Origin of the sequence: Skermania sp. ID1734 (assembly GCF_007489285.1) — a bacterium.
Taxonomy (GTDB): Bacteria; Actinomycetota; Actinomycetes; order Mycobacteriales; family Mycobacteriaceae; genus ID1734.
In genome coordinates, this window is sequence record NZ_VLIY01000001.1 from 17,766 (window position 1) to 36,640 (window position 18,875).

The 18,875-nt window shown below is 60.7% G+C and carries 7 protein-coding genes; 4 read left to right on the top strand and 3 right to left on the bottom strand.

Translation table 11 applies throughout. The features are described from left to right. Positions 1 to 105 precede the first annotated feature (105 nt). Positions 106 to 438, top strand: coding sequence for a hypothetical protein (locus tag FOS14_RS00070; protein WP_143768196.1), 333 nt, complete (start codon positions 106 to 108; stop codon positions 436 to 438). Here the strand turns inward: FOS14_RS00070 and FOS14_RS00075 are convergent. Then, entirely contained in the window at positions 427 to 5,343 is a 4,917-nt protein-coding gene (locus tag FOS14_RS00075) for a DEAD/DEAH box helicase (RefSeq protein ID WP_143768198.1), read from the bottom strand. The genes FOS14_RS00070 and FOS14_RS00075 overlap by 12 nt on opposite strands. Beyond that, the gene (locus tag FOS14_RS00080) at positions 5,340 to 8,753 is read right to left on the bottom strand and encodes a hypothetical protein (RefSeq protein ID WP_255449933.1); all 3,414 of its coding nucleotides are present in this window, start codon (positions 8,751 to 8,753) and stop codon (positions 5,340 to 5,342) included. The genes FOS14_RS00075 and FOS14_RS00080 overlap by 4 nt, the downstream gene beginning before the upstream one ends. Positions 8,754 to 8,878: 125 nt before the next feature. Here FOS14_RS00080 and FOS14_RS00085 point away from each other — a divergent pair, with 125 nt between their 5' ends. From FOS14_RS00085 to FOS14_RS00095, 3 genes are all read left to right on the top strand, one after another. Then, on the top strand, positions 8,879 to 11,773 hold the full coding sequence (locus FOS14_RS00085; RefSeq protein ID WP_143768200.1) for a helicase-related protein: 2,895 nt from the start codon (positions 8,879 to 8,881) through the stop codon (positions 11,771 to 11,773). A 1-nt stretch (position 11,774) separates the two neighbouring features. Beyond that, the gene (locus tag FOS14_RS00090) at positions 11,775 to 16,196 is read left to right on the top strand and encodes a DNA methyltransferase (protein WP_143768202.1); all 4,422 of its coding nucleotides are present in this window, start codon (positions 11,775 to 11,777) and stop codon (positions 16,194 to 16,196) included. Positions 16,197 to 16,467: 271 nt separating this feature from the next. Then, positions 16,468 to 17,112 (top strand): nucleotidyl transferase AbiEii/AbiGii toxin family protein, encoded by a 645-nt coding sequence (locus FOS14_RS00095; protein WP_143768203.1) that lies wholly within the window; start codon positions 16,468 to 16,470, stop codon positions 17,110 to 17,112. A 26-nt stretch (positions 17,113 to 17,138) separates the two neighbouring features. Here FOS14_RS00095 and FOS14_RS00100 read toward each other — a convergent pair whose 3' ends face one another. Continuing rightward, positions 17,139 to 18,530: a restriction endonuclease gene (locus FOS14_RS00100; RefSeq protein ID WP_185981542.1), complete on the bottom strand. Its 1,392-nt coding sequence runs from the start codon at positions 18,528 to 18,530 to the stop codon at positions 17,139 to 17,141. Positions 18,531 to 18,875 lie beyond the last annotated feature (345 nt).

Below are 18,875 nucleotides of genomic sequence, written 5' to 3' on the forward strand. Positions count from 1 at the left end.
TCCCCGACGATTGTTCACGACACTATCCGTCGGCGTTGAGCCAATCGGCGTACCTGGAACCGCGCACCCTTCAGCGTCGATCGTTTGCATCGCTACAGTCCACTCATGGCACGTGTCCGTTCTCTCCAGCCCGGAACCCAGTCGATTCGGCCCCATGCGAGTGAAGTCGACTGTTTTTACAACGTGATTGATGAAGGTGGTAAGCGCCTCCTCCACCTGTCGACATTCGGATCCGACCTCCGCAAATCCGTGCCGAAGAGCAGCCAGTCCATTCAGATCGACGCAGAGCTGGCGCATCAACTAATCGACCTTCTCCGGCAAACATTTCCGGACGTTACAGGAACGCGGACACCAACCCATGTCGACATCTCTTCTCAACCGGCGCCCATTTATGAATCGATTCGCGCAGAACTGTCAAATGAAAAGTCATCCGAGTAGCTCTCGCAGCCGTTCCAAAGCGTTCGCCTCGTGGGCAATCACCACGGTGTAGCCCTCGTTCTCCAGTTCAACTTGATCTCCGGCGCCCAGGTACTCGACAAGAATCACTCGCTGGTCAGGCCAGACTGCATCGATTGGCCAGTTCGAGCTGCCAACGTCAATCCCAATCTCGGGCTCCGGAAAGCCTTGATTCACAACGGCATGCAATAGCTCGCGCACGATAGGCGGTGCTTCAGTCGCATCCACAGCGTGGTCTCTGCCCGCGTCGACGACCTGCAACTCTTGGAAGATGCTCAACGCTCCCCCGCGCGAGAGTTGATCGTGGAATCGCGCGTTTCGATACGTACGAAGACAGCCGTAGCACGATGTCTCCAAACCACATTCGCAGCTACGCACACGCGTCTCAGCGGCCTGAAGCACGACCTTGAGTTCCTCCGCGATTCGCTTGGCAGCGCCCGCCCCGGCCGGGACGGTGTCGAACAGGACGATGCTGCGTCTGCCGTTCGCACTCCACGACAATGCTCCGTCAATATCGTCGCGACTGATCTCCAGGCTCTCGGAGGCACCTTCCAGCAAGGCGTACAACACTGAAAGCCATTTCGACTCCACAGCTTTGTCGTAGCGGATGTCACTGAAGGTGAACTCGGCCACATCCGTTTGGTACCTGTGCGCAAGTGATACCGCGCGCTGCGGGCCCTCACACTGGTGCCCGGTCTGCGGGTGGCTGTGCGCACGACGAACGGCACTGCTGGCCCGCTCTGCCCATCCACACCAGTCACAGATGCGGAAGCCACGCCCATCGCCATCAGAAATCACTACCAGCTTTGCTCGCGTACCTGCTCGGGCGGAAACTTCGATCCCACCTGCCGATTGCCACGTGAACGTGTCAATCTCATCGCCGACGTCCTCAACGTAGCTGGCCCCGTGCCATTTTCGCTCCGGCAGGGCAATGCCTACATCCTTGGGCTCGCGATCTGCGATGAACCCGAACTCGGGGACGACCATCGTCCGAATCGCTCCGAACTGTTCATTGCAAGTGGGGCAAACCGCAAGCGCATCGAGCTCGTGTCCGCATTCGAATCTCGTGCAATTGCTGCAGACGCGGTACTTGAAGTTCGGCAGCTCGCGCTTCGGGAGCTTGTGCAATCCCGTCGATGTCCACAGCTTGCCACCGGCAACGATCTGGTTACCTGGCGCATAGTCGTAAATCGCCTGACTGAGATCTCGCGATAGATCCAGTTTGGCTCCTAACGGCTCTCCACTATGCATGGTTCTGAGTTCCACCACATCGACCGGAAACCCATACTTAGGCAAGACATTCTGGTTAGCCAAATAGCCGATCAACTGCCGCTCCTCGATGGTGCGTAGCGTTCGCTGCAGGCGGCCGGCGAGGCCAAACTTCTTCTCCTTCACCGCTTCGTCCATGAGCCCGGCGAAGATCGAGACATCCTCCTGAACGTCTTGCTCGGCTCTGCGCAGTAAGCGGTCGAGTTCTGCGACCCATGCGCCAGTCTCGACACCGATCTCACGCTGTACCGGTTGCGGTAGCACCGCTCGTAGTGCGGCGTCGACCACCGGCGGAACGGGAGTCAGGAATGACCGCACCGCCGAGGCTGGCGATGCACCGTTCGGTCCCGGACTGAAAAATTCGCCTGCGTTGCTCCATTGCTGTCCGAATGTCTCGTAAGAATGACGAAAGAAGGCAGCTAGCGCGATCGAGTGTGCGTGTCTGCGGCCAATTCTCTCGTTGTCCACCGGCACCCACGGTATCCGCATGTGGCCGGCGATCATCGATTCAGGGTTCTGGAACTTTGCCAAATCGTGAGAACTGCGCTTCGCATAGGTCAAAACCAATGCAGCGGAATCCGCACGACGACCAGCGCGGCCGGCTCGCTGCACGTAGTTCGCAGTTTTCGGTGGCATATTCCGAAGCACCACGGATTGGAGCGCACCCACATCAACACCTAATTCGAATGTCGTCGAACACGACAAGACATTGATCTTGCCGGCGACGAACTCGCGCTGAATCCGTGCGGCTTCTTGCGAATCCCACTGCGCTGTGTGCTCTTTCGCGCTTAGTGGTGCCGGATGGAACGTTCTATACATGCTTCGGTAGTGATTCGTGTCGGCCGCGAGATCCGGCACCAAGAAGGCCACGAGGGTGCCCGAACATACGATGTTGGGGCAGACACCGCGGACGTTGAATGCGCTTATCTGCCGGCAGGTATCGCAGCGGTACCAGTCGGAATTCCGGCCGTTGGTGACGACGAGGCGCTTGTGATCGAGCTGGTATACGTCGGACGCGAACTTGTCGGATTCCAGGGCGAAGAAACCACATTCGGATAGGAACCGCCAGCAGGTGTCCAGCACCTTCTCTGCCGGCACGGAACCGTCCACCGCCCGTAGCACCTTCTCGAGGAACCTCATTCTGTTGTTTGTGGTGCCCGGGCGCCCGCTTGGGCACCAACTAATGATCTTCTTCGCTCTGTCGGATTCGAGTCGGCGGATTCGGATACGTGCATTCCGCGGTTCGAAACGCTCACCCTTGATATCGACTTCGTCAAGAAGGTTGACTGCACCTTGCAGTCGTACCGACTTGGCAAGTTCGTCCAGCAGATCCCACACTTCGGCCGAGCTCAATCCAATCTGCTCGAAACCTCGCGGAATCGGCTGAGCCCGTGACCGATCGAGCGAAACCCGCATGAGGCCCAACCCTTCCAGCGACTGGCGCTGTTCCATGGTCATCAGCTCACTCATGACCCACTCGTTGGACTCCTTCTCCATTGCGACGATTCCCGCGTCAACGGGAAAGTGCTGTGCATCCTTTGCCTTCCGGCGCGCTACGAGCGCCAAGTCCTCGACCGTCAGTTCCTCGTCTGTGTACTTCCGGTCCTGCAGCGCCATCATCAGGTAACGTCGTTCGAGAACTCGCCGGTAGGTTCGATCGAGGTATGGGGCGGCGAATGCGGCCGCCTGCCGCGAGTCCGAAAACATCAGCAGTTTCCGCCCTTCACCCACTTCCAGTCCAGCCTCGCCGCCCGCCTTGGGAAGTTGTTGATAGAGCGCAGTGGTAATTACCGCCGGCGCCGCGTTCACATCTGTCCGCAACCGACGAATGACTTGGCGCGACCGGGCCCCACATTCGGTGCAGGTGCTCATGACTCGGTTGGGCGACTTGTGCTCTCGTACGCGTCGAATCTGACCGCCCGGGCAGTTGGGATTCGGACAAGTCTGCAAATCAGGGCCGCCCAGACATCCGCATCCGGTGCACAGGTGACGAACCAGCGGATCGTCTTTCGCCTTCTCTTCAGATAGCGTGTCTTCGTCCTCATCCAGGAGGATGTCTGCCTCGGAGTCAGTGAGAACCAACCACTTCACGGACGCATCGTTCTTGATCGACGGCCGAAAGTACTGGGTTCCCTTGATCGTCTGCACATCCCCGGCGAGATGCACCGCGCCGCAACGAGTGCAGGTTCCGAACTCGAATACCGCCCGCCCTGTTGTCGGGTCGACCTCATGTCGCGCCAGCATGATCGTCGGTCCGTTGTCGCTGAAACTGACGAACGCTCCTTCTGTGGCACGGACGAACATGTGGTACCTCGCCGAGAGCACCGGGTTGCCCGAGCTGTCGTAAACCTTGCTACCTAAGTACACCAGCGCTTCCAGCTTCGCGCCGGCATCGGGATCGTTGGCATACAAGATCTTTTCGAGCTGGGTGACCTCCATCGGGCGTCGTTCAGCGCCTGCTGCTGTTTCTTGAAAGAGCAGCTGCCGAAGCTGCACCACGTGTCGCTCGGCCAACAGGGCATCAGCAGCATCGCCCAGCGGGGAGTATGTCGCCAGATCGTCGAGGCAGGCTCCGGGACTGGCCCAGATAAGTAGCTGGTCATCGGTCATCTGCCAGGTCGATTTGGTACATTGAGCGACCCGAGTTGCTCGCACGAGGTCCTGTTGATCTGAGTTGTCGCTGTACTCGAAGGGTACGTCGAACAGGTTGCGGGCAAAGGTCATTGCATCTTCCGGATCACCATCGAGAGACGCCGACGTTGCAATGCACTGGAGCCGCGAACCGGAGGCAACCCGTTGACGTAGCCGCCGCAGCAGCATGGAGACCTCTGAGCCTTGTGCCCCGTCGTACACGTGGGCTTCATCCAGGGCAATGAATCTCCACGTTTTCCCGCATGGTCCATCGAAAAGGTCTATGTCCTTGGGACGCAGCAGGAGATACTCGAGCATCGCGTAATTAGTGAGGAGGATGTGCGGCGGCGTGCTTCGCATCTCCTCGCGGCTGATCAGTTCGTTTGGCAGACGCGACTGTCCCGGATTCGTCTCGCGGAACTGCGCTTCCGCATCCCGAATCTGCTCCCTTGTCTCACCTGTGTAACGACCGAAGGTGATCTCCGGCATGGTTTCAAGTACTTCCCGCAGCCTCCCGAGCTGATCATTTGCCAGGGCGTTCATCGGATACAGCAGCAGCGCCCGCACGCCTGGCCCCAATGTGCCGTTGGCATCTTCGGCTACAAGGGAATTCAAAATCGGATATAGGAAGCTCTCGGTCTTCCCCGAACCGGTTCCCGTACTGACCACGAGATTGCGCCCGGCCAAGATCTTTCTGATCGCCGCTTCCTGGTGCTGATACAGCGGGCGGTCGACATCGGTCCCGATGCGGAGAAACCCTCGATGCAACACACCTTCGTCCACGAGCTTCCGCACGCTGAGCCCAGGTGCATACGGTGGCGTGAGCTCGAGTAACGGCCCTTTTGTGAGTGCAGTCGTTTGGTCGACAACCGCCTCGAAAGCCGCCGCCATCGTCGGTTCGCGGGGTGCCACAAGTGTTTTCAGGTAGCGCTTATAGGTTTCTTCGACCTTTTGGCCGGCCGCTAGCGGATCAAGGATGTTGATCACGAGATTTCTCCGATCAGGTCGCCGTATACGGCATGGGTCACGAGCGCTTCGGCAATCAACAAGTCAGTGAAGACGAGCTTCGGCGCCAACTCCGCCATCCGGGCCCAGGCCTCCATGACGTCGGTGGTCAGTCCCGCGTGCCGCACCATTCCATGCGCGTCGAGTCTCGCTAGCACCGCCAACGTGAGCGACTGCAGCGACATCAGCATCCACGGGTTTGTGACAGTATCGACTCCCGTGAGGGCCTCGTTTCTCGCAGCAATGACATTGTGTAAGTCCCGACCGGCCCGCTTGACCTTTTCGAGAGATCTCAGCGTAGCTGCGGTGAACTCCGCGGACCACCCACGTCGCATCCACTCGCTGCGACTGTGGAAGGCGTCGACGTTTCCGCTGACCCGTGTGTCGAGGTCAAGGTAACCCGCGGGAACAAGGCGAAAACTCTCAAAGATCCTCTCTACCTGCGCAGGTGGGAGCGCGTGTAGCCTTTCGACATTCTTATCGAAGAGCCCGTAGTTCAGGTCCCGCGCTTTTCCTACTCGCAGAACGTCTATGAGCAAGTCACCCCCTTTATCGGCGAGATAAGTGATCGACTCGCGGCGCTCCTCCGCGACCTGTGACCTGCGCTTGTAAAGCGATGGGAGGTCGGCGATTTCCACCATGCATCCAACCCAGGGATTGGTGTGCAGTTCGTTGTCGGTGAAATCGGCGGCGAAGCTTTGGTTGACAAGACCGCATCGGATCAGCAGTGTCGCCATCTGGTTCATGGGAATGGTGCTGTCGCCCAACAACTCCAAGGCCGACCTTGGATTGGCTTGCAGGCTCCCGGTGAGGGCACCGCGCAGTTGTTGCGTGTCGACGTCTTCGGAATCGAACGGCAGACGCGCCAGCGCGGCCCATACCTCCGGAACCGTGACGTCCGCGGCGGGCGCTGCCCCTTCTCCGGCGAGAAATCGCGACAGGGATTGCCTAGCATAGTTGGGATCAGGGACCCAACCGGGTTGATCAACTCGCCACGCCGATGAGTCAGGCCAACCCGGAGGGGTGATCGTGGTCCACGGGTCGTCGACAAATACCTCTATGAGTAGTGGTCCGGCATTTATGAGGTCATCAGGCAATGCAACCTTCGACCCGGTGATGGCAATGGTCGCTGGAGTCCGCCACGGCGCAGTAGTCGGCCAGACCCATGCTGCGATGTCCTGTCCGGGCGCAAGTCCGTCGAAGACGAGTTGTTCGGCTTCAATTGCAATGGATCGACACAGACGGGCCTTCTGCACGTGCACAAGGGCAACGGTGGTGAGTTTGCCGTGGGTATCGGTGAGGCGCGCGACGATTCGGCCTTCGCCCTTCCTTTGTGCAGCATCGGCAAACTTGCGTGTCGTGGACTGAAAGGTGTTCTCAGCGAGCACTTCTGGCTCGATCACCTGGAGTGTCCGGCCGCCCGCCTCGACCAACGCAAAATCGACGCGCTGCGCCGCCGGGACCCGCGCGGCGATGACCAGATGGTCGTCGAGCTCGAATGGGCTCAGGACCTGCGGCTTGGTCCGCCACCTGGCCGGCTTGCCTGGCGCGTCCACTCGCATCTCGATGTGTGGAGGCGTTACGACGAGTTTGAAGCGCCTACTACCGGAGCTGACCTCGACCGGCAACTCCCTGTCGGTCGCGGCGAACGTCAGCAACGAGCGATCGACCTGCAGCAGACCGTCGGACCGGATTTGCGCTGTGACCGGCAATAACCCTGCTGCCACCGGGAACCGGAAATCGCGGTCGAAAGCGACCGATAGACCTTCAGCAAGATAGATCTGCTGGCGTAGATCACCGCCAAGTGGACCTGCAATGACGATCTCGTAGAGGCCGATCAACCCCCGACTTGCCCCGTCGAACGGGTCGATCACCGTCGGGTCGTTGGTAGCGGTCTGAATCCGGTCGATGAACCATTCGCGATCTCCGCTGCGTCGAACGCGTACCCGCCAATCCATTGGATGGCCTGCCGGGTGCGCGGGTAACGACACCGTTGGCCGCTTCGCGTACACCTTCATTCCGCGCACCGTCCGTAGCCCGACTACCGGCTCGCTCGGTTCGAACGTTGGGCTGGCGGTGGTTCGGACACCGCGTGCTGCACCAGTCCGATTCTCTCCACGCGCAAACTGGATCGATTGCTGAGAACTCAAGTCGATGTGGGCGGCCAACCATCCGCGCCAGCCCACCGGAGTTGACGGTTCGACGAGAGGAGCGATTGGCTGCTGGTTGATGGGGTCCAACAATTCCCCGTCGTAGGGATAGACCGCCAGAATGGTGCCCTGCGGCAGAGCCGCGGTACGAGGAATCTGTCGTCCGTCTTCCACGAACAGCAGCAAAGGATCGTTCTTGTCCACCACCGGCAGAGTGACGACCGTGCCGCTTGCACGATGCTCGACCAACACCTCGCGAACCGGCGCCGCCACCGGCACGACCGTGGGTGGATGCGCGTCGCCGTCGACTCCCCAGCCTCGTTCTGCCCAGACTTCGCGGGTGTCGCCATCGAACGTGACGCGCCACGGCTCGCCCGCACCCGTCGCCGGGTACGGCAGTTCGACCTGAATCTGGTCATCGGTAATCGAATACGCCAAGCGCGGTCTGCGGGCGCGTCGCATGCGGTGTCCGCCGGCGCGATCACTGCCAATCGGATTGTCACGCAGTTCATCGATCAGCGCGCCGAGCAGAAGTGTGGGCAGTCCGGTCGTCGATGTTTCCAGCTCGATCTCGTCCCACGAACCAGGATTTTCGACGACGTGATCGATAAACTCGACAATCCGGTCGAGCACGTCCAAGGCGAACTCGCCACCGAAATGGATGAAATTTCGGACGGGAACGTCGACGGCGTTCAAGCGATATTCCTTGCCGGGCTCGGTCAGCCATTCGACGATTGCTGCCGCCGAGTGCTCGCGACCCTCGACGAAGTGCTGCTCGATCACCTTGACCAGGTCGGGCAGGCAATGGCCGGGGATACCGGCGTGCATCGCCATCAGCCGGACGTAGTCCTTGTCAAGATTCGGAAACTGGGCCAGCTTGAATCGCCGCAGTAGCGGGGTCAGCTGCATCCGCAATGCGTTCTCGAACTGCTGGTCCCGCGGTATTCCAAGCTCGTCCCAGAAATCATCCCAGTACCGGCCCTGGTCGTACGCAAGACCTGCGTGACCTACCAAGATGGCAAGCGTCAACGCCGGGTATTTCTTGATTACCTCCGCAGGGGTGTAGCCGATGCGCAGCAGCTGGTCAGCCCGGCGGCCATAAAAGCCCTGCGCACGCCTGATCTCGTCCTCACTCAGATTGGCTTCCACGACCAACGACGAGCGCTCCAGCAGTTGCGCAACGCGGAACTCCTCGTCGCCGAGCCAGGTCGCCAAGAACGATCCACCACTAACGCCCGACATTGAAGTCCCCTCTCTGTGCGATCTGAATCGAGCCGGTCAGACTCGCACACCCCACCGACAAGAACGCGCTGCGCGTTTTGTCGGATAACCTTCCCTCACCATTACCACTGCGAAAGGGTGGGGGGATGACCGCAGTCTGTTCGGGGGCCGATCTGAATGTCGCGCCCGGCTCGATCATCGTGGTCCGCGACGAGGAATGGCTGGTCACGGCTGCTGAGCAGGGAACCGACGGCTGGCTGATTCGGGCTCGCGGCCTGTCGGAACTGGTCGCCGACACCACGGCGGCGTTCTACTCCACCCTCGATCACATCGAGGTACTCGATCCCGCACAGGCCGACGTCGTCAGTGATGATTCGCCCGGCTATCGCAAGTCGCGGCTGTGGTTGGAGGCGTTGCTGCGCAAGACTCCGTACCCGTATGGCGATCAGGCGGTGACAGTTTCCACCCGAATGCTTGCCGATTCACTCGGTTATCAGCGTGTAGCCGTTGCGAAAGCTCTTGACCCCCAGCACATCAGGCCCCGCATATTGATCGCCGATGCGGTTGGCTTGGGCAAGACCCTAGAGATTGGCATGATCCTCTCGGAGCTGGTTCGCCGGGGCCGGGGCGAGCGGATCCTGATCGTCACACCCAAGCACGTGCTTGAGCAGATGCAGCACGAGCTGTGGTGCAGGTTCGCACTGCCATTCGTGCGTCTCGATTCGGCCGGCATTCAAAAGGTCCGCCAGAAGCTGCCGGCCACACGCAACCCATTCACGTACTTCAAACGCGCGATCATCTCGATCGACACCTTGAAGAGCCCTCGTTACAAGGCACACCTCGCGCGCCATCACTGGGATGCCGTGGTGATCGACGAGTCGCACAACCTCACCAACGTGGGTACCCAAAACAATGAACTAGCTCGGCTGCTGGCGCCGAACACCGAAGCGCTGATCCTTGCCTCCGCGACGCCACACAACGGACGAGAGGAATCGTTCGCCGAGCTGCTGCGACTGCTCGATCCCACCGTGGTGAGGCCCGATGGGACCTTTACCAAGGACGATGTTGCTTCGCTGCTGATCCGACGGCACCGCCACCACCCCGAAGTCGCAGCTGAGGTAGGAAGTGACTGGGCGGAACGCGCCCAGCCCGTACACAAGCTGGTATTGCCTTCACCCGCAGAAGATGCGGTAGCACAGGAGCTTTCACAGACATGGCTGCACCCGGAATCGGGTCGGTCACCGTACTCGGGCAAGGCCGACCGGCTGTTTCCGTGGACGCTTGCGAAGGCCTTTCTCTCCTCCCCCGCCGCGCTGGCCGAATCGATCAAGCAACGACGCGCCAAACTCGCCGACAACGACCCTGCCGAACACCAGGAACTGCTGGCACTAGCCACCCTGGATGAGCTCAACGCCAAAGCACTCGACGACCAGGCTGGCAAGTTTGCTGCGCTTGTCGAGCGACTGACCGAGATTGGCGTCGGACCGAAGACAGGCATGCGCGCAGTGGTGTTCGCAGAGCGCGTCGCCACTCTCAACTGGTTGCGGCAGCATCTGCCGCCCGCTCTTAAACTCAAGCAGGAAAACGTGGCGATGCTGCACGGCGGGCTTTCGGACGTCGAACAGCAGGAGATCGTGGACAGCTTCAAGCTGGAAACTTCTCCGATCCGGGTAGTGGTGACCGGCGACGTCGCCTCCGAAGGCGTCAACCTGCACGCGCAATGTCATCACCTCATCCACTACGACATTCCGTGGAGCCTGATCCGGATCGAGCAGCGCAACGGTCGCATCGATCGGTACGGGCAGAAGCATCCACCGGTGATCTCCTCGCTGATTCTGGAGCCGTCCGATCCGGACTTCTCCGGCGACCTGCGCGTGCTGTCACGGCTGCTGGAACGTGAGAATAAGGCACACGAGACTCTGGGCGACGTGTCCTCGCTAATGGGCAAACACAGTGTCAGCGAGGAAGAGTCAGCGATCCGCGAGGTGCTCGCACGTAAGACCACGCTCGACGAACAGGTTCGTGGTATCGAAGACATCGCGGCCGGCGACGATCTGGACGCGATATTCGCTCAGTTCGACCAGATGGAGAATGAGCCGGAACCGTTACAGGAATCACCACGCGAGAGCCTTTACCCAGACGACATCACGTTCCTCGACGAAGCGTTGCGGGCCGCGTTCAACGACGTCCCACACGCACCGCTGGAGGACGGTGGCGTCGGATGGACCGTGCACGCCAACCATGCCATCGCCGAGCTCACTCCACCCAAGGACCTGCAACAGCGATTCGCGCAACTGCCGCAGAATTACCTGCAGTATGGTCGCGTTCGCGAGCGACTCGTACTCGCCACGTCAACTGCCGTTGGCAATGCCCAGCTGCGTGCAGCACGAGAAGGCAAAGGTATCAACAAGACTACGTGGCCAGAGGCCCACTTCCTGGGTCCGTTGCACCCCGTGCTCGATTGGGCCAGTGACCGTGCACTCAGCGCGCTCGGGCGCAACCAAATCTTCGTTATCCGTGGCGATGTCGAGGCACCGCTGGTGCTGCTGATGGGAACGTTGATGAACAAACGCGGCCAATTGATCTCGCGGGTGTTCTCCACCGCCGAATTTCCAAATAGTGAGAAACCGACCTTCTGTCTCGTGGAACCGCTGGAAGATCTCGAATTTCTGATTACCGACACCGCTCTGCGACCGGGGTCAGCCAATCCTGGCCCGGTGACCGACGTGGCTAAGTACCGCGCGCTCGTTCCGGTGGCGGTGGAACACGGCCGCCAAACCATGCGCATGGTTTTGAACAGCCAAGAGCAAGCCGCCGAGGAGCGATTGGTGCGATGGCGGCGCAGGGCAGACCAGTGGCACGCCGACGCTGAACGCATGACAACGATTGGTAGCCAGAAATCGAGGGTACGCAAGCTTTCTCGCCGAATTGCCGAGGAGCAACGATTGGCGGAGTCGCTCGCGCCCACCCAGCAGTTGACCCGACCACTGCTGGTAATCGTGCCTTCGGATACGCCCGTCGAATACCGGAAGGAGCAGTGACGTGCCGTCATTCGACTCGATCGTCATCGGCGAGGACTGGATCAGCGAGCACTACTTCACCACCGATTCGGCCAAAGAGTCATTCCAAGGCAAGGTGATTGAGCTACGGAAGCAGTGGGACGGCGAAGCCAAGGAGGGCCGTGGCACCGTCCGGTCGGAGCTACTGAGCGCGGGCCGCGAGCTGCAGGCCGCACTGGCCGGCTTGGCGGAGTACCCGGACATCGCCGCAGACGTACACGCCAGCGTTCGTGCCGCTTTCGGCTACCCGGGTGAGCTGACGACGTTCACCGCCGAGCGGGCCGGCGCTGAGCTGGAGATCCCGAACGCGCAACTGGTCGGCATGACGAGTGTGCTGTTCTTGCAGGCGGTTCCGGTCGAGTCGATTGAGGCTCTGCTCGATTCCTACACCGGCAGGCTGATCAAGCCAGCCACCGAGGAGGCCAACCCGATCGAGTCGGTTTCGAAGGTGGTGTCGGCGGCCTTTCGGTCGGACACGCCACCCGCCTTTGCGGTGGTGCAGGCAGGCCAGTGGCTGCTGTTGGCGGAGGCGGAGCGGTGGGCCGAGGGGCGATACCTGGCCGTCGACCTGTTGCTGGCGCTGGAACGACGAGACGAGTCGCGCGGCGGCGAGATCGACAGAGTGGCAGCTATCTTCGGTAAGCAAGCCCTTTTGCCGGACGCCGATGGCAACATCTGGTGGTCACGTGTGCTGGAGGAATCTGTCAAGCACACCGTTGGGGTGTCCAAGGATTTGCGCGAGGGCATCCGGCTGTCGATCGAGATCATCGCGAACGAGGTCGTACGCCGGCGGGCGAATCGCGGCCTGACGATGGACGGCGTCGACGGTCAAGATCTGGCGAAGCACGCACTGCGGTTCCTGTACCGGATTCTGTTTCTGTTGTACGCAGAGGCCTCCCCGGAGATGCGGGTGCTACCGGTTGGCGCGCCGGAGTACGGCGAAGGCTATGGCTTGGATCGGTTACGCGAGCTCGTGCTCACCGAACTCGTGTCGCCACAGGCCAAGAGCGGCACCCACCTGTACGAATCGCTGGCGACGCTATTCCGGTTGGTCGATCGCGGCCACACGCCGGCTCCGGCCGAAGACACAGTCGATAATCCGGCGCCCGGCCTGGAGTTCAACCCGCTGCGCGCGGACCTGTTCTCCCCCAAAGCAACTGCATTGATCGACGAAGTGCGCCTCGGTAATGAGGCTGTGCAGCGAGTGCTGGAACACCTGCTGCTGTCGAAGGAATCGAAGAGCCGCAAGGGATCTGATCGCGGCTTTATCTCCTACGCCGAGCTTGGTATCAATCAACTTGGAGCCGTCTATGAGGGCCTGATGTCCTACACCGGCTTCTTTGCCGAGGAGGACCTGTACGAGGTTGCAAAAAACGGCGACCCGGAGAAAGGCTCCTGGGTGGTACCGGTCGACCGCGCCGATCACCTTTCCGACAAGGACTTCGTCCGGCACGTCGATGAGGTGACCGGTGAGGAAAAGCCGGTGATTCATCACAAGGGCACGTTCGTGTTCCGGCTTGCTGGCCGGCAGCGCCAGCAATCGGCGTCCTATTACACGCCTGAGGTGTTGACCAAGTTCGTTGTGTCGCAGGCGCTCGAGGAACTGCTGGATCAGGACGGGACGTGGACGGCACCGGAGCAGATTCTGGAGTTGACGATCTGTGAGCCCGCGCTCGGGTCGGGCGCCTTCGCCATCGAGGCGGTGCGCCAACTCGCCGCCGAGTACTTAAAGCGCCAGCAAGATGATCTCGGAGAGCTGATCGACGCCGACCAGTATCCAATGGAGCTGCAAAAGGTGAAGGCGCACATAGCCTTGCACCAGGTGTATGGGGTGGACCTCAATGCCACTGCAGTCGAACTCGCGGAGATTTCACTGTGGTTGGACACGATGGTCGCCGGGCTGCAGGCCCCGTGGTTCGGATTGCATTTACGTCGAGGTAACTCGTTGATCGGTGCGCGGCGAGCGGCGTATACGCCGACATCGCTGGCGAGGAAGCAGTGGCTGACGGAAGTTCCGACGGACGTCCCACTTGGCGAGGAGATCGGCGCTGGAGTCCACCACTTCCTGCTGCCGTCGCAGGGTTGGGGCGCAGCGATCGATACCGCCGAGGCGAAGACATACGCGCCAGAGAAGCGCGAGCAGTTGCGCCTGTGGCGCAATGAGATTCGTAAGGCCCCCAGCAAATCGATCGTGAAACGGCTCGAAGCGATGGCTCAACGGGTCGAAATCTTGTGGGAGTTCACGCTGCGCCGGTTGACGATCGCGGAGTCGGAGATCCGACGTGATATCGATCTGTGGGGATTGCAGCGCGAACAGCAGCCGCCGGTCGCTGTGACACGCGAGCAGATCGAGCAGGTGCTGCATGACAAAGACGGGGCATACCGTCGGTTGCGGCGCGTGATGGATGCGTGGTGCGCGATGTGGTTCTGGCCCTTGACGGTTGATGTGCCTCCACCGGACTGGGACCAATGGATCGGTGGTCTCGAGGCCGTTCTCGGAGTGCCGCCTAAGGCGGGCAAGTTCGAGAAGTACGGCCAGACAAGCCTCGCCGCCGACATGAACTGGCAGGAGCTCGACGTCGCCGAGGATATGGATCGGACGTTCTCGCAAGCGAAGTCGATCGACTTGGCTGTCGACGCCTTCCCATGGTTGTCGGTTGCGGCTGAAATTGCTGAGTCTCAGGGCTTCTTTCATTGGGAACTCGACTTCGCGCCGGTATTCGCTCGCGGCGGGTTCGATCTACAGGTCGGTAATCCGCCGTGGGTGCGGCCTCGCTCGGATGTTAGTGCGCTCCTCGCAGAAGGCGACCCGTGGTGGGAACTGGCGGTCAAGCCAACTCAAGGGCAAATCGCAACTAAGCGTGAAGCAACACTCGCAATACCCGGCATCCGCGAGCTGGTACTCCAGGGAGCCGTCGACGTTACATCGACCTCAGCCTTTACCGGTTCCCCGAGTGTGTATCCACTCCTGGCCGGACTTCAGCCAGACCTTTATCGATGCTTCATGCTGCAGACATGGCGGCACGCCAGACCAACAGGTTCGGTTGGTCTGATCCATCCGGAGACGCATTTCACCGATGAGAAGGCGGGAGTCCTGCGGAGAGCGACTTTTCGGACGTTGAGGCGGCACTGGCAGTTCATCAATGAGCTTCAGCTGTTCTCCGAAATTGACCACCATGTCGGTTACGGCGTTCACGTTTACGGCAGCGAGCGGGGTGCGAGTTTCCGGCATGCGACGTCGCTGTACCACCCGGACACGGTTCTCCGGTCGCTCGAACACGATGGTTCCGGCGTTGAGCCCGGTTTGAAAGATGCCGACGGCAAATGGGACCTGCGACCACACGCCGGACGCATCATCACCGTCGACAAACACGTGCTCCAGTCCTGGAACGACATCCTCGAAGAAGGCCGCGTGCCCGTCGAACAGTCCCGCATGGTCTACACCGTCAACCGATCCGTCGCCAGCGTGCTCGAAAAGCTCGCCGAAGCACCCAGAATCGGATCTCTCGGCCTGCAATTCAGTTCTGGCTGGCACGAGAAGAACGACCGGACCAAGGGCTATTTCGAATCAGAGTGGGGTGTTCCTGAATCGTGGGATCAGGTCATTCTGCAGGGTCCGCACCTGCACGTCGCGACCCCGCTCTACAAGTCACCGAACCCGACTATGCTGCACAACCAAGACTGGACCGCCACCGACTTCGAAACACTGGCCGAAGACGCCATCCCGGCAACGTCGTACAAACCCGCCGGCAGCCAAGCCCGTTACGACGCCGACTACACAACCTGGCGAATCAACGGCAACGAAATCCACGCACGGGATCACTATCGCCTGGCATGGCGATTCATGGCTGCGAACACCGGCGAGCGGACCCTGATTGCTGCGATCATTCCGCCGGGCGCCGCGCACATCAATGGGATCAATTCGGCAGGCCTCTCGGAGAGCCGCGACCTAGCACTCATGTCAGCGGTGGCATCAGCGCTCGTGGTTGACTTCGCAGTACGCTCCGCCCCAAAAGCCGTGATCACGTCGGTGACCGTCAACCGACTGCCACAGGTCACCTCTGAGGTCGTTCGTCCGCTTCTCGTCGAGCGAGCCCTGCGCCTCAACTGCATCACCAACGCCTACGCCGACCTCTGGCACGACGTCATGGACACCCCCTGGACCTGGCACACCCCACACCGCAAACCCGAAGACCGCCGCCAAGCGCTCGTCGAAATCGACGCCCTCGTCGCACTCGGACTCAACCTGACCGCCGATGAACTCTGCACCATCTACCGCACCCAGTTCCCCGTGCTCTACGGCTACGACCGCAAAGCCGGATTCGATCGCGAAGCAGCCCTGCGCACTGCGTACGCGCGATTCACGTCACTCTTCCGGGATGGCATTACGCAAAATGCGAGATAATGACGTTTGGAGGTGGAGTTGTGCCGGATGCCAGAATCCCGCAGCGTTTTGCATATCTTTTCTGGAATGCCGACGTCGAGTGTCTCGATCCCGAGCGGGATGCTCGATATCTGGCTTCACGGCTCTTGATGTCGAACGATGTCGCAGCGTGGGGTTGGGCGGCTGAAAATCTGCCAGCTGAGGCCTTGTTGTCGGTCGCGGCACTCCGTCACGCAACGCCAGAACGAATGGCGCTTGCCCGTAACCTCGCGGCATACCGATCGGCGGCGGCGTGAGCCAGCTGCCGGCTGAGCTGCGTACGCTGCTTCCCGAATCGACTATGTCGACCTGGGTCAAGGTCGCGCCGCTGGTGCCCGCGAACGGGTACCTCGTTGGTGGCACGGCGTTAACCGTGCACTTGCTGCACCGAGTCAGTCGCGACCTCGATTTCTTCATCCCGGAACCCTTTGATCCGGAGAGTCTCCTAGACACCTTGTCCGGAGCAGGATCCTTCACCCCGACTTTCCTCGACGAGGGAACACTGAATGGCATTCTCGACGAGACGAAGGTTCAATTCCTGGATGCGACCACGCAACACCTGCTTGCCCCGGTGCAGGAAATCGGAGGCATTCAGGTTGCGAGTCTTCAAGACGTATTTGCCACCAAACTGAAGGTCATTGCCGACCGGGGAGAACTTCGCGACTATTTCGATCTAATGATCGTCGAACAGAAAACAGACCTCCGCGCCGAGCAGGGGCTGGAGTTCTTTCTCGAGCGGTACCGCCCTCGTGTGCCGCAACAGGCCGTGGCGAGAATCGTCCTGGGATTGGGCTTCATGGACGATGTTGCCGACGATCCGACCTTGCCGGCGAAACGCGAGCAGATCGAGGCATATTGGCAACGCCGTCAGCCAGATATCGCCCGGAACTGGCCGTAGCGGATCCCGAGCAGAAGGCATACTCGTCAGTTTCCTTGGGTGACATTGAATCGCGCGTATGCGGTGCGCAGGGCTGCTTCGCGATCGAATCCGGCTTTGCGGTCGTAGCCGTAGAGCACGGGGAACTGGGTGCGGTAGATGGTGCAGAGTTCGTCGGCGGTGAGGCTCAACCCGAGTGCGACGAGTGCGTCGATCTCGACGAGTGCTTGGCGGCGGTCTTCGGGTTTGCGGAGCGGGGTGTGCCAGGTCCAGGGGGTGCCCATGACGTCGTGCCAGAGGTCGGCGTAGGCGTTGGTGATGCAGTTGAGACGCAGGGCGCGCTCGATCAGAAGCGGTCGGAGGACTGGGCTGATTACCAGCGGTAGCCGTGCGAAGGCGCGGAGGTAGATGTTGCTTGTAGGCGCCACTCGCACTGCGAAGTCGGCGATAAGCGATGAAACGTTGCCTGCCATGACTGCGAGATCTACGACCTCCGTCGTTGCTGCCGAGAATACGACGTTCACATGCGCCGTGCCTGGGGGGATGATTGCGGGAATCAGGGTGCGTTCGCCGGTATTGGCCGCCATCGCTCGCCAGGAGACTCGATAGCAATCTCTAGCACGGACTTCTTCGCCGTTGATCCGCCAGGTTGTGTAGTCGGCGTCGTAACAAGCTTGGCTGCCGGCGGGTTTGTACGACGTTGCCGGGATGGCGTCTTCGGCCAGTGTTTCGAAGTCGGTGGCGGTCCAGTCCTGGTTGTGCAGCATGGTCGGGTTCGGTGACTTGTAGAGCGGGGTCGCGACGTGCAGGTGCGGACCCTGCAGAATGACCTGATCCCACGATTCAGGAACACCCCATCTCGACTCGAAGTAGCCCTTCTTTCGGTCGATCGACTCGTCCCAGCCACGCGAGAAGTTGAGATCGAGCGACCCGATTCGAGGGGCTTCGGCGAGCTTTTCGAGCACGCTGGCGACGGATCGGTTGACGGTGTAGACCATGCGGGACTGTTCGACGGGCACGCGGCCTTCTTCGAGAATGTCGTTCCAGGACTGGAGCACGTGTTTGTCGACGGTGATGATGCGCCCGGCGTGTGGTCGCAGGTCCCATTTGCCGTCGGCATCTTTCAAACCGGGCTCAACGCCGGAACCATCGTGTTCGAGCGACCGGAGAACCGTGTCCGGGTGGTACAGCGACGTCGCGTGCCGGAAACTCGGAGCCCGCTCGCTGCCGTAAACGTGAACGCCGTACGAAACCAGGTGGTGGATTTCGTCAAAGAGGCTGAGCTCGTTGATGAACTGCCAGTGACGCCTTAACCGGCGGTACGTTGCCGCCCGCAGCAGCCCTGCCTTCTCATCGGTGAAATGCGTCTCCGGATGGATTAGACCGACCGAACCTGTTGATTCCGCAACGGGATTGCGGTGAACAGTACGGAATGACAAAACAACTGATTAGCACTTCCTGGTCAACAGAGATCGACTCCTGGCGCATCGCCATGAACGGCATGCGCCTGTCTCCTCAGACAATCGACCTGCGCGTTTACCATCTTCGCCGGGTCGCAAGGGAACACTTGTCTGCCTCACCGTGGAGCCTCCAACCGTCCGACTTGCTCGATTGGATCGGACGCCAGGCGTGGCGGCGTGAAACAGCTCGCGCCTTCCGTTCCTCGTTGCGCCGGTTCTGGGCCTGGGGTGTTGATACTGAGCGAACAAAACGGAATGTTGCCGATGTGCTACCGCGCATTCGGCCCGACCAACCTTGCGCGCGACCAGCAGACCCCGAAAGCG

Coding starts and splice junctions, on each gene's coding strand:
- FOS14_RS00070 (WP_143768196.1), top strand. CDS start 106: ATGGCACGTGTCCGTTCTCTCCAGCCCGGAACCCAGTCGATTCGGCCC.
- FOS14_RS00080 (WP_255449933.1), bottom strand. CDS start 8,753: ATGTCGGGCGTTAGTGGTGGATCGTTCTTGGCGACCTGGCTCGGCGAC.
- FOS14_RS00085 (WP_143768200.1), top strand. CDS start 8,879: ATGACCGCAGTCTGTTCGGGGGCCGATCTGAATGTCGCGCCCGGCTCG.